Origin of the sequence: Streptosporangium sp. NPDC000396 (assembly GCF_042898655.1) — a bacterium.
Taxonomy (GTDB): Bacteria; Actinomycetota; Actinomycetes; order Streptosporangiales; family Streptosporangiaceae; genus Streptosporangium.
In genome coordinates, this window is record NZ_JBIAZA010000001.1 from 544,313 (window position 1) to 557,115 (window position 12,803).

9 protein-coding genes are annotated in these 12,803 nt (G+C 70.8%); 6 read left to right on the plus strand and 3 right to left on the minus strand.

Annotation, left to right across the window (positions count from 1 at the left end):
- The first annotated feature begins 5 nt into the window (after positions 1-5).
- The 5 genes from ACFY2X_RS02415 (at position 6) to ACFY2X_RS02435 (ending at position 8,160) form a co-directional block, all read left to right on the plus strand.
- Positions 6-1,931, plus strand: a complete 1,926-nt coding sequence (locus ACFY2X_RS02415; RefSeq protein ID WP_389931224.1) for a histidine kinase — start codon at positions 6-8, stop codon at positions 1,929-1,931.
- Positions 1,932-2,016: 85 nt separating this feature from the next.
- Positions 2,017-3,486, plus strand: coding sequence for a BTAD domain-containing putative transcriptional regulator (locus ACFY2X_RS02420; protein WP_389931227.1), 1,470 nt, complete (start codon positions 2,017-2,019; stop codon positions 3,484-3,486).
- Positions 3,483-5,765 carry a histidine kinase gene (locus ACFY2X_RS02425; protein WP_389931229.1) on the plus strand — a complete coding sequence of 761 codons (2,283 nt, stop codon included), beginning with the start codon at positions 3,483-3,485 and terminating at the stop codon, positions 5,763-5,765. The genes ACFY2X_RS02420 and ACFY2X_RS02425 overlap by 4 nt, the downstream gene beginning before the upstream one ends.
- 108 nt (positions 5,766-5,873) lie before the next feature.
- Entirely contained in the window at positions 5,874-7,658 is a 1,785-nt protein-coding gene (locus ACFY2X_RS02430) for an NAD+ synthase (RefSeq protein ID WP_389931232.1), read from the plus strand.
- 286 nt (positions 7,659-7,944) lie between these two features.
- The gene (locus tag ACFY2X_RS02435) at positions 7,945-8,160 is read left to right on the plus strand and encodes a DUF1918 domain-containing protein (RefSeq protein ID WP_389931235.1); all 216 of its coding nucleotides are present in this window, start codon (positions 7,945-7,947) and stop codon (positions 8,158-8,160) included.
- 82 nt (positions 8,161-8,242) lie between these two features.
- Here the strand turns inward: ACFY2X_RS02435 and ACFY2X_RS02440 are convergent, their stop codons facing one another.
- Both ACFY2X_RS02440 and ACFY2X_RS02445 read right to left on the minus strand, forming a co-directional pair.
- Positions 8,243-8,863: a TetR/AcrR family transcriptional regulator gene (locus ACFY2X_RS02440; RefSeq protein WP_389931238.1), complete on the minus strand. Its 621-nt coding sequence runs from the start codon at positions 8,861-8,863 to the stop codon at positions 8,243-8,245.
- Between the two features lie 7 nt (positions 8,864-8,870).
- Entirely contained in the window at positions 8,871-10,445 is a 1,575-nt protein-coding gene (locus tag ACFY2X_RS02445; protein WP_389931240.1) for an MFS transporter, read from the minus strand.
- A gap of 395 nt (positions 10,446-10,840) precedes the next feature.
- Between ACFY2X_RS02445 and ACFY2X_RS02450 the strand changes: the two genes are divergently transcribed.
- Positions 10,841-12,334, plus strand: a complete 1,494-nt coding sequence (locus ACFY2X_RS02450; RefSeq protein ID WP_389931242.1) for a mannitol dehydrogenase family protein — start codon at positions 10,841-10,843, stop codon at positions 12,332-12,334.
- Positions 12,335-12,410: 76 nt separating this feature from the next.
- Here ACFY2X_RS02450 and ACFY2X_RS02455 read toward each other — a convergent pair.
- A partial coding sequence (locus ACFY2X_RS02455; RefSeq protein WP_389931244.1) for an FGGY-family carbohydrate kinase occupies positions 12,411-12,803 on the minus strand: 393 nt, incomplete at its 5' end.

A 12,803-nucleotide genomic window follows, 5' to 3' on the forward strand; every position in this document is an offset into this window, starting at 1 on the left:
TCCCGATGATGACGCCCGTTCGGGCGCAGGTCGCGGCGGTGTTCGTCGCCGCCGTGTCCATCGCCATGGAATGCGTCAACATCTGGGTCACGGCGCAGTTGCCACAGCCCTCCTACACGCCGCTGCCGTTCGCGCCCGAGGACGTGGCCGGCACGGCGTTCCCGGTCTTCGGGGCACTGCTGATCTTCAACCGGCCACGCCTGATCATCGGCTGGCTGCTGACGCTCGGCGGGCTGGCCTGCGCCGTCAACATCCTGACGGCCAACATCGCCCGGTTGCACGCCCCCTCCCCCTACGCGCCGGGCGCGCCCAAGGCCCTGTGGGTGATCGTCGGCCAGAGCTGGGTCGTCGCGGCACTCCTGCTGGGGGTGTTGCTGCCCCTGCTGTATCCGACCGGCCGCCTGCCCTCGCCCCGGTGGCGCCCGCTGGTGGTCTTCGCCGTACTGGCGCTCGTCCTGGACGGCCTGCGGTCGCTGCTCACCGTTCTCGAAGTATGGCCACCCGTGGCGGCCTCCACGGAGATCCTGCACCAGCTGTCCGCCGGGGCGATGGGGCTGGCCTTCCTCTCGCTGGCGGTGCGTTTCCACCGCGCGGGCCCGGCCGAGCGCCGCCAGATCCTCTGGCCGCTCCTCGCGTTCGCCGGGCTGATCGTCCCGTGGGCGGTGGGAGACCCGATCTGGTGGCTGGCCTCCTTCACGATCCCGCTGATCCCCGCGGCGATCGCGGTCGCGGTGCTGCGCTACCGGCTCTACGGCATCGACACGCTCATCACGCGGACGCTGGTCGGCGCGGGCCTGGTGGGCGTGATCGGCGGCATGTACATGGTGGTGGGCGCCGCCTCCAGCCTGTTCCTGTCCGACGTCGACCGGATCGGCGGCCTGTCCGCCGCGCTCTGTGCCGGGGCGTTCTTCCACCCGCTCCGCCGGGTGCTCCAGCGCGGCGCCGACCGCCTGCTCTACGGCAGCAAGGGCGACCCGGTGACGCTCGCCGAGGAGCTCAAGCAGCGGCTGCAGCGGACCGACCCGGCGGGCGGGCTGATCGCCGCCCTGGAGGTGCTGCGCGAGGGCCTGGCGGTGAGCGGGGTGGCCGTGCGGTTCCAGGACGAGGGGCCCGCCGAGGCGACGGCGGGCGAGCTGGACGAGGTGGTCCGCGACATCGAGCTCGTCTGGCACGGCGAGCCGGTCGGCCGCCTGCTCATCGGCCCGCCGGGGGCCAGGCGCCTGCCGGCCGCGCACAACGAGCGGGTCATCGCCACGCTCACGCCGTACGTGGCGGACGCCGCCCACGCGGTCCGGCTGGTCGGCGCGCTGCGGCGGTCCCGCGAGCGGATCATCACCACCCGCGAGGAGGAACGCCGCCGCCTGCGCCGCGACCTTCACGACGGCCTCGGCCAGTCACTCAGCGGCATGGCCATGTCCATCAACATGGCCCGGTACTCCCTGCGCGTCTCCCCCGAGACCGCCGAGCGCATGCTGACCGAGCTGCGTTCCGGCATGGACAGCGTGACCAGCGACATCAGGCACCTGGTGTACGGCCTGCGCCCACCTGCCCTGGACGACCTCGGCCTGGCCGGAGCCCTGGCGGAGATGGCCGGGCCCGACGTCACGGTGGAGGTGAGCGGCGACCTGACCGGGCTGCCGGCCGCCGCGGAGGTGGCCGCCTACCGCATCGCGCAGGAGGCGCTGACCAACGTCCGCAAGCACGCCAGGGCCGAGGTCGTGCGGATCTCCCTGGAGCGAGGCGAGCACCTGGGCATCCGGGTGAGCGACGACGGGGCGGGCATCCCGTCCGACCGGCGTTCCGGGATCGGGCTGGCCTCGATGCGCGAGCGGGCGGCCGAACTCGGCGGCACCTGCGTGATCACCTCACCCCCGGAGGGAGGGACCGTGGTCGAAGCGGTACTGCCGTTGAACTTGAATGTAGGGACCTGACTACCAATGATTACTTACAGCATGCAAACGATGGTGGGAATTGCCATATGACGTTGGACCAGGTCGTTCTACGCTTGCGCCTGCAATGCTGACATTTCGCGCCCTAGGACCGTTCCAGGCACGCCACGGCGACGTGGTGCTCGACCTCGGCGGGCAACGTCAGATGGCAGTGCTGGCCCGGCTCCTCGTGGCGGGCGGCCGTGCCGTCCCCGTGAGCATGCTCATCGACGAGCTGTGGCCGGGCGAGCCCCCTGCCCAGGCTCTGTCCACCATCCAGGGATACGTCTCCCGGCTGCGGCGCGCCCTGGAACCCGGACGTGCGCCCCGGGAGGAGGCGGAGGTGCTGGTCTCCGCCCCGCCGGGATACGCGCTGCGCGCGGCCTCCGACCAGGTGGACTCCTGGGAGTTCGAGAGCGCCGTGAAGATGGAGGGCGAGCCCGCGGCGGTGTGGGAGCGCATGGATCGCGCCCTCGCACTGTGGCGGGGGCCCGCCCTGGCCGAGTTCTCCGACCTGTCGTGGGCGGTGACCGAGGCGGGCCGGCTGGAGGAGCTGCGGCTGATCGCGCTTGAGCGCCGCGCCGGCGCCGGCCTCGCGCTCGGGCAGTCCGGTGCCCTTGTCGCCGACCTGGAGGCGCACGCCTCGGCCCACCCGCTGCGGGAGGAGGCCTGGCGGCTGCTCGCGCTGGCGCTCTACCGGAGCGGGCGGCAGGGTGACGCGCTGGGAGCGCTCCGCCGTGCCAGGACGATGCTCCGCGACGAGCTGGGCCTCGACCTCGGCGCCGCCCTCCAGCGTCTGGAGTCCGACATGCTGGTCCAGGCGCCCCACCTGGACGCGCCCGCGAAAAGGGGCCCCAAGGAGAGGGAGACCGTCTCCGTGCGGGTGGCCGAGCCGGCGGCCCTGCGCGTCGTCGTGGCCGACGACCAGGCGCTGGTCCGCACCGGCCTGCGGGTCGTGCTGGACAGCGAGCCGGGCTTCCACCTCGTCGCCGAGGCGGAGGACGGCGAGCAGGCGATCGCGGCCGTCCGCGAGACCGCTCCCGACCTGGTGCTGATGGACATCCAGATGCCCCGGCTGGACGGCCTGACCGCCGCCCGGCGGATCCTGGCCGACGAGTCCCCGCCGAAGGTCGTCATGATGACCACGTTCGGCACGGACGACAACCTCTACGCGGCACTGAGGGCCGGGGTGAGCGGTTTCGTGCTCAAGACCTCGGCTCCCGAGCAGCTCATCACCGCGATGCGCGCCGCGCAGGCCGGTGACGCGCTGATCGACCCGGCCGTCACCACCCGGCTGATCGCGGCCTTCGCCGGGCGCACCGACCCTTCGGCCCCGCCCGCGCTCGCCGGCCTCGGCGACACCGAGCTGGACCTGATGAAGCTGATCGCCAGAGGGCTCACCAACCAGCAGATCTCGGCGACCCTGGCGGTCCCCGAGCGGTCGGTGGCGCAGTCGGTGACCAAGCTCCTGGACCACCTCGGGTTGTTCGACCGGGCCCAGCTCGTTGTCGCGGCGTACGAGTCGGGGCTGGTCAATCCGGGTGACATGGGCAGGTGACGTTGTTCATGCGGGCGCGGTCCCATGGCGGTGCGGTCACCGAGACCGAGACGACGGAGGCGCCCGGGAAAACCCCGAACGCTCCCGGACCGGTCCCGAATGCGGCCGAAGCGACCTCCGGGGCATCCGGACCGGTGCCGAACGCGGCCGAAGCGACCTCCAGGGCGTCCGGACCGGTACCGAATGCGCTCGGGGGGACCTCCGGGGCGTCCAAGCCGGACGCGGACACGGCTGACGAGGCCCTGGGTCTGGTCGCCGTGGCCGCGCCCCGGCCGGTCGGGGCCGTCCTGCGTGACCTGCTGGCCTCGCCGCGCAGGCTCACCGCCGTCGCGGTGGCCGCCGTCTCGGTCACGCTCACGCTCGTCGGGTTCGTGATCACCAGGAGCCTGCCGCCCGAGTGGGGCCCGGACCTGCCCGCCACCCCCGATCTCACCGCGGGCGTGATCTTCCCGCTGGTCGGCGCGTTCCTGCTGGCCCACCGCTCGCGCCCGCCCACCGCGTGGCTGATGTGCGTCGGCGGGCTCGGCTGCGCGACCAACATCTTCGCCACCGGCATGATGCTCCGCTCCGGCGCCGAAGGCGCGATGGAGGCGGCCGGCTACTACCGCTATGTCGCGGGGATCGGCTGGATCATGGGCGGCGTCCTGCTGGCCACCCTGCTCCCGCTGTACTCCCCCGACGGGCGGCTGCCCTCCCGGCGCTGGCGCCCGGCGGTGGTCGCGGCGGGCACGCTGATGGTAGTGGAGATCGTCCGCATAATCGTGCGCCCGACGCCGCCCCTCGACGGCTACCTGTTCCCCCGGATCATCCCGAACCCGCTGGCGATCGAGGCGCTCGCACCCTACGGCAGGCAGTCCCAGCAGCTCATGATGGCGCTGATCATGGGTCTCGCGGTCGTGTCGCTGCTCTCCCTGGCGTTGCGCTTCCGCCGGGCCGATCCGGTGCTGCGCCGCCAGATCGCCTGGCCGCTGACCGCGTTCGCCGTCTATATCGCCTGCATGCTCGCCGGGAAGGACTGGGCGCTGGCGGCCACGATCTGGACCGGGCTTATCCCGGTCGCCATCGCCTTCTCCGTGCTGCGCTACCGGCTGTACGGCATCGACACCCTGGTCAGCCGTGCCTTCGTGGCCGCCGGCATGATCGCCGTGGTCAGCGTCGTCTACTTCGGGGCAGGCGCGATCGCCAGCCTGGTCCTGTCCGGCTACGACCGGATCGGCGGCCTGGTCGCGGCGCTGTTCGCCGGGGTGATCTTCCACCCGCTCCGCCGTGTGCTGCGCCTGTGGGTCGACCGGCTCATGTACGGCACGCACGGCGATCCACGCGCCCTGGCCGCCCGGCTGGCCCGGGAGGTCCGCGAGGCCGAGCCCGCCAATGCGCTCGCCGCCGTGGCCGCCGTGATCCGCGACTGCCTGAGCGTCACCGGCGTGGCGGTCGAGGTGAACGGCCCTGGGACCAGGCGGGTGGAGGTCGGCTCGCCGGGCCCGGAGCCGCGCCCGGTGCCGCTGGTCTGGCACGGGGAACCGGTCGGGCGGCTGCTCCTGGGCTGCCCCGGCCCCCGCAGGTTCGCCGCCGCCCACAACGACCGGCTGATCTCCGTGGTCATGCCGTACATGGCGGATGTGGTGCACGCCGTACGCATGACCGCCGACCTGCAACACTCGCGCGAACGCATCCTCACCGCCCGCGAGGAGGAGCGCCGCAGGCTCCGCCGGGACCTCCACGACGGGCTCGGCCACGCGCTGACCGACATGGCGATGTCGATCAACATGGCCAGGTTCAGCCTGCGCGCCGCCCCCGACTCCGCCGACCGGCTCCTGGCCGAGCTGCGCGACGGCATGGATTCGGTCAGCCAGGAGATCAGGGAGCTGGTGTACGGCCTGCGCCCGCCCACCCTGGACGAGCTCGGCCTGGCGGGAGCCGTACGGGCCCTGGCGGCCGAGGGTGAGCCGCGGGTGGCCGTGGAGACCGAGGGAGACCTGTCCGACCTGCCCGCGGCGGCCGAGGTGGCCGCCTACCGGATCGTGCAGGAGGGGCTCACCAACATCCGCAAGCACGCGGGGGCCCGCTCCGCGGTGGTCTCGCTGCGGCGTGGCGATTCGCTGGTGGTCCGCGTCCAGGACGACGGGCGCGGCCTGCCCTCCGGACCGCGTTCCGGCGTCGGCCTGCTGTCGATGCGCGAGCGCGCCGCCGAACTCGGCGGGACATGCGTGATCGGCGCGGCGCCGGGCGGCGGCACGGTGGTGGAGGCCGTCCTGCCGGTTCCGGCCGGCCTGGCGTGACCCTCGCCACGAGGCGGTCGGCGAGGCGGCACCGCCCGGTGCGGTACCGGGTCGTGTTCCCGGGATCCCGGAGGCGGCCGGCAATCATCCGGCAATAAGGTGGAGGACGTGGCTCAACTCCGTATCGCCCTGGCTCAGACCAACGCCGTGGTCGGCGATCTGGCGGCCAACGCCGACAAGCTCGTCGAGTGGACCCGGCGCGCCGCCGGCCGCGGCGCGCACCTGGTGGTCTTCACCGAGATGTTCCTGACCGGTTACCCGGTCGAGGACCTGGTGCTGCGCGCCTCGTTCGTGGAGGCCTCGATCGCCTCGGTCGAAACCCTCGCCCGGCGGCTGGCCGACGAGGGGCTGGGCGAGATTCCCGTGGTCGTGGGCTACGTGGACCGGGCGAACCTGGCGCCGCGCGTCGGGCAGCCCAAGGGCGCCCCGCTCGACGCGGCCGCGCTGCTCCACCGGGGCGAGGTGGTCACCAAGACCGCCAAGCACCACCTGCCCAACTACGGCGTCTTCGACGAATACCGCTATTTCGTGCGCGGAGACCGGCTGCCGATCTTCCGGTTGCACGGGGTCGACGTGGCGATCGCGGTCTGCGAGGACCTGTGGCAGGAGGGCGGGCCGGTCGCGGTGGTGGCCGAGGCCGGAGCCGGGCTGCTGGTGGTCCCGAACGCCTCGCCGTACGAGAAGGAGAAGGACGACGTGCGGCTCGCGCTCGTCTCCCGCCGGGCGCGGGAGGCGGGCTGCGCCCTCGCCTACGCCAACCAGGTGGGCGGGCAGGACGAGCTGGTCTTCGACGGTGACTCGATCATCGTCTCCGCCTCCGGCGAGCTGGTCGCGCGCGCCTCGCAGTTCGCCGAGGAGCTGCTGGTCACGGATCTCGAACTGCCCGAGGCGAGGTATGGCGGTCTCGGGACGTTCCAGGTGGACGCCGGGGACGGGACCGTGATCACGGTGGAGCGGCTGGAGCTGTCGGCCTTCCCCGTCGAGCCCTACGCGCCGGAGCCCCCCTCGATCGCCCCGCACCTCGACGACACCGCCGAGGTCTACTCGGCACTGGTGCTCGCGGTCCGCGACTATGTCACCAAGAACGGCTTCCAGTCGGTCATCCTGGGCCTGTCCGGCGGGATCGACTCGGCGCTGACCGCCACGATCGCCTCCGACGCTATCGGTCCCGACCGGGTCCACGTGGTGATGATGCCCTCGCGCTACTCCTCCGAGCACTCCCTGGAGGACGCACGGGAGCTGGTGCAGCGGCAGGGAGTCAACGCCCAGGTCGTGCCGATCGCCGACATCGTCGACAGCTTCGAGAAGGAGATCGAGCTATCCGGCCTGGCCGCGGAGAACCTCCAGGCCCGGGTGCGCGGCATGATCCTGATGGGCCTGTCCAACCAGCACGGCCACCTGGTGCTGACGACCGGCAACAAGAGTGAGCTGGCCACCGGCTACTCCACCCTCTACGGCGACTCCGCGGGCGGTTTCGCGCCCATCAAGGACGTGCTCAAGACCCAGGTCTGGAAGCTGTCGCGCTGGCGCAACGCCCAGGCGGGCACGTCGAGCGAGTTCCTGTACGGCTTCGCGACGCCGCCGATCCCGGAGAACTCCATCGAGAAGGAGCCCAGCGCGGAGCTCCGGCCCGACCAGCGCGACACCGACTCCCTGCCGGAGTACGACGTGCTGGACCGCCTTCTGGAGGACTACATCGAGGGGGACATGGGCTCGGCCGAGCTGATCGCCGCCGGCCACGACCCGGCCCTGGTCGCCCGCATCATCCGCCTGGTCGACCTGGCCGAATACAAGCGCCGGCAGTATCCTCCCGGCCCCAAGATCACTCCCAAGAACTTCGGCCGCGACCGCCGCCTGCCCATCACCAACCACTGGCGCGAGAAGACCACGTGAGAACCGGCGCACGTCTCTGAGGAGCCACCACCGGCGGGGTGCCGCCGGCAGCCGAGATCACGGGCGGAACAGCGGCTCGGAGCACCCCGTCCCACGGTGAGAGCCGACTCCCAGTGGGTATCACCGGAGAAGGTGCCGACGGCGGCCATCGGGGTCGGTCGCCGGCGACCGGACGGGCGGTTGGTGGCCACGTCCTCTCCGGCATGGTTGCTCGCCGCCCTGACCGCGCAGGGCGATCCCCCCGGCGGCCCGCAGCCCATCGCTATCGAAACGAGGGGGACTCAGAATGAAGGCAGCGGTAGGAGACAGGCTGATCGTCGAGGGCACCCGGCACGGTGAGACCCGGCGGGTCGGCGTGATCGTGGAACTGCTCCACGAGGATGGCTCCCCGCCGTACATGGTGCATTGGGAGAACGCCGAGCACGAAACAATGGTGTTTCCGGGCCCCGATGCGCATGTGGTGCCCGAGGGGCAGGGGCAGCCTCCGCTCAGGACACCGTGACCGGTTGAGCCGGGCCGCCGCCTGTCCCACGTGAGGGCGGCGGCCCTTTACGGCCGCGCCGGGCACAGTGGACTCCCAGATCTCAGCGCGGGGTGAGTCCGGCCAGGAGCTGGTCGACCACGCGCTCGGCGAGATCGTCGGGAAGCTCGCCCTCCTGGTAGCCCGCCGTCGTCCGGGTGTACCACATCATGGTGCCGACCAGCGACGCCATGGTGATCGAAAGGTCGAGATCCGCCCTGAGCTCCCCCGCCGCGACGCCTCGCTGCAGCAGGGCGGTCAGCGCGGCCCTGCGCGGCTCGATCGCCGCCTGGTGGATCCGTTCCACCAGGCGCGGATGCCGCTCGGCGTCGTTCATCGCGATGTTCATCACGCACCGGCTGCGCGCGTCGCACGCGTCGCGCCGGACGACTTCGAGGTAGGCGGTGAGATCCTCGCGGACCGATCGGCCCCGCAGCTCGGGGAGAGGGGTCTTGAGCTGCGCCATCGCGTCGACGACCAGGTCCTCTTTGTTGGACCAGCGCCGGTAGATCGTGGTCTTGCCGACCCCCGCCCGGGCGGCGATCGCCTCGATCGACAGCTCGGCCAGGCTCATGCCCTCGCCTATCAGGTCGAGGGTCGCGTCAATGATCGCTTTCTCTGCCCTGGCACTGCGGGGGCGGCCCGCCGGGCGGGCCGCCTGCGTCTCTTCAGTCGTCGTGGTCATCGTTTATCTACACTACTGCCGGTTCCTTGTCGTTACTCGTGTGTTGGACGGAGGGGGCCGGGACGCCCTTCCCCGGCAGCCACCTGAGGACCATCAGGGCGCCGAGCAGTGCGATCGCGGCCGAGACCAGGGCCGTGACGTGCATGCCGTCCAGGAAGGCCTGCTTCGCGGGCGCGATCAGCGCCGCGCCGCGCTGGCCGAGGCCCTGGGCCACGCCGAGCGTGCCGGTCAGGGATTCGCCCGCCACGTGCCTGAGATTCTCCGGCAGACCGGTCAGGGCGGAGGCGATCTCGTCGCGGTAGGTCGCGGAGAGCAGCGAGCCGAGCAGGGCCACGCCGAGCGCGCCCGCGACCTGGCGGACGGTGTTGCTCATGGCCGAGCCGACTCCGGCCTTCTCCCGGGGCAGCGAATCCATGATCGTGGTGGTCGCCGGCGTCATGATGTTGGCCATCGCCCCGCCCTGGACGAAGAAGACGATCTCGATCAACACGACCGAGGTGTTCTGGTCCATCAGCGCGTAGGAGGCCAGTGCGCCGGCCACGATGACCATGCTGAGGGTGGCGGTCAGCTTGCCGCCGAAGCGCTTGGCCAGCTGCTGGCTGAGCGGCGCGAAGATCATCTGTGCGGCGGCGAACGGGATCATCAGCGCGCCCGCCTGCAACGGGCTGAAGCCCAGCACGATCTGCAGGTAGAAGACCAGGAAGAACATTCCGCCCATCATCGCGAAGAACGCGATGCCGACCATGCCGACCGCGGTGGCGAAGCGGACGTCGGTGAAGTAGCGGACGTCGAAGGCCGGGTGGTCGATGCGGCGCTCGTACCAGACGAAGGTCGCCAGCACGGCCACGCCGAGGATCGACGGGATCAGGACCTCGGCGCTGGCGATCGTGGCCAGCTCGCCGCCCCGGATGATGCCGTAGGTGATGGCGACGAGACCGACGATGGACAGGATCACACCGACCGGGTCCAGCCTGGACGGCTTGGGGTCACACGACTCGGGCACGACCAGCGTGATGAGCACCATGCTGATCAGCACGATCGGCAGGTTGACCAGGAAGACCGAACCCCACCAGTAGTTCTCGATGAGCAGGCCGCCGGTGATCGGGCCGATCGCCACCGCGAGGCCGACGCCGCCGGCCCAGATGCCGATCGCCTTGCCGCGCTCCTGCGGGGGGAAGACGTTGGAGATGATCGCCAGCGTGGCCGGCATGATCGCGGCACCGCCGATTCCCATGAAGGCACGGGCGACGATCAGCTGCGTGGGGTCCTGGGCATAGGCGCTGGCCAGGGAGGCCAGGCCGAAGACCACCATGCCGATGGTGAGCATGCGCTTGCGGCCGGTGCGGTCGCCGATCACCCCGAAGGTGAACAGCAGACCGGCGAAGACGAGCGTGTAGGAGTTGATCGCCCACTCCATCTCGCTCTGGCTGGCGCCCAGTCCCTCCACCGGGTCGGCGATCGTCTTCAGCGCCACGTTGAGGATCGTGTTGTCGAGCACGACCACCAGGAGGCTGAACACCAGCACTCCCAGGATCTTCCACCGCCGGGGGTGGCCAAGCTGGTGATCAAGTTGTTGCTGCATGGGGGATCCGTTTTCGATACGGCAAAGTTTCGAAACATAACCGTATCGCCTACCGTTTCGATACGCAACCGTCGCGTTTCGTATTTTTTCGAACACATGCGAACACCCTCCCCCGAACGCGGCTTCGGACCCATGCCGGTGACCGCCGACGCGCCCGCGCCGGTCCGCCTCCGGGCGCGGGGGATCGATTCGACGAGCCACCGGCTCACGAATCAGGAAGCGAGAGGACCCACCGTCGTCGATCTATCTACCCGGCCCTGGAAGTCGTTTTCACAACGAACCACGACGCTGACCGCCGGGAGGGGATGTCCTGCCGGAACTTTAAAGTCCGAGGCCGTTGAAGTCAGTCATGCTGGGCGTAGAGACGAAGCCAGGGATGCCGCTGAAAAGGGTTGATGGCAGTGACCGCGCTGACGCAGAAGACCGTGGGAACCCTTCCTGAGGACGTGGCGACCCCCTCCTATGACCGATCGAAGCTCACGGTCGGCATCGTCCATTTCGGGGTGGGCGGATTCCACCGCGCGCACGAGGCGATGTATCTCGATCGGCTGATGGACGAGGGAAAGGCGCACGACTGGGCGATCTGCGGTGCCGGGGTCCTTCCGGGTGACGCGCGAATGCGCGACGCGCTGATCGCGCAGAACGGCCTCTACACACTCGTGGTGAAACATCCCGACGGAACACGCGAGGCCCGCGTCATCGGGTCGATCACCGAATATCTCTTCGCGCCCGACGCCCCGGAGGCGGTCATCGAGAAGATGGCCGACCCCGCGATACGGATCGTGTCGCTCACGGTCACCGAGGGCGGCTACAACATCCATCCCGTCACCGGGGAGTTCGACGCGGAGGCTCCCGCGATCCGCGCGGACCTGGAGCCCGGCGCGACCCCGGCCACGGCGTTCGGGCTCGTCACCGAGGCCCTGCGCCGCCGGCGCGACCGGGGGGTCACCCCGTTCACCGTCATGTCGTGCGACAACATCCAGGGGAACGGGGACGTCGCACACCGCACCTTCACGGCGTTCGCCCGGCTCGCCGACCCCGATCTCGCCGCCTGGATCGAAGACACCGTCGCCTTCCCCAACTCCATGGTCGATCGCATCACCCCCGTCACCACGGACCAGGACCGCCAGGCGGTGGCTCAGCAGTTCGGCGTCGACGACGCCTGGCCCGTCGTCTGCGAGCCGTTCACGCAATGGGTTCTTGAGGAGCACTTCTCCAGCGGACGTCCCCCCTTCGAGGAGGCCGGGGTTCAGATCGTCGCGGACGTGGAGCCGTACGAGTTGATGAAGCTGCGCCTGCTGAACGCCAGCCACCAGGCGCTCTGCTACTTCGGCTACCTCAGCGGGTACCGGTACGCCCACGAGGCGACCACCGACGCCGCGATCGCGACGTTCCTTCTCGACTACATGAATCTTGAGGCCACACCGACGCTCCGGCCGGTGCCCGGCATCGACCTGGACGTCTACAAGCGAACCCTCATCGAGCGGTTCTCCAACCCCGAGGTGCGGGACACGCTCGCGAGACTGTGCGCCGAGTCCTCGGACCGGATCCCGAAATGGCTGCTTCCCGTCGTGCGCGAGCAACTGGCCCGTGGCGGCGAGGTCACCCGCGCGGCCTCCGTGGTGGCCAGCTGGGCGCGCTACGCCGAAGGGGTCGACGAATCCGGTGAACCGATCGAGGTCGTCGACCGGCTGAAGGACCGGTTGACGGCGGCCGCGAGAAAACAGCGCGAGCACCCCACGGCCTTCATCGAGGACCGGGAGCTCTTCGGCGACCTCGCCGACGACAAGCGGTTCGTCGAGCCGTATCTGCACGCGCTCGAATCGCTGCACACCGAGGGCGCCCGTGCGACGGTACGAGAGCTCACCGGGCACGGAACGCACGCGTGAGCGTGCGGCGCGGGCCGTTTCACGGATCTGTTCGCGGGCCTGTTCGCGGGCCTGTTCGGGACCGTCTCGACCGTCGTCAGTTCACGGCCGCGTACCGGGCGTACTGCTCCCGGATGACGGGCCGGTAGTCGGGCACCGGCTCGGCCGCGACGGACAGCGGCCAACACGGCCGCGCCCCCGTCAGCGCCCATGCCGCCTGGGCCGCCGCCCCGTCCGCGACATACTCGCCGGGCAGCGGAATGATCACCGGCGGCTCGAACGTCTGGGCGGCGATCTTCTGCACCGCGGCGTTCTGCGCCGCCCCGCCGATCAACAACACCCGGTCGGTCTCGACACCCTGCCCGCGCACCGCTTCAAGACCGTCGGCCAGACCGCACAACATGCCCTCGATCGCCGCGCGCGCCAGGGCCGGCCGGGTCGTCGACCCCAGCGTCATCCCGAACAGCGTGGCCGTGGCATCGGGCAGGTT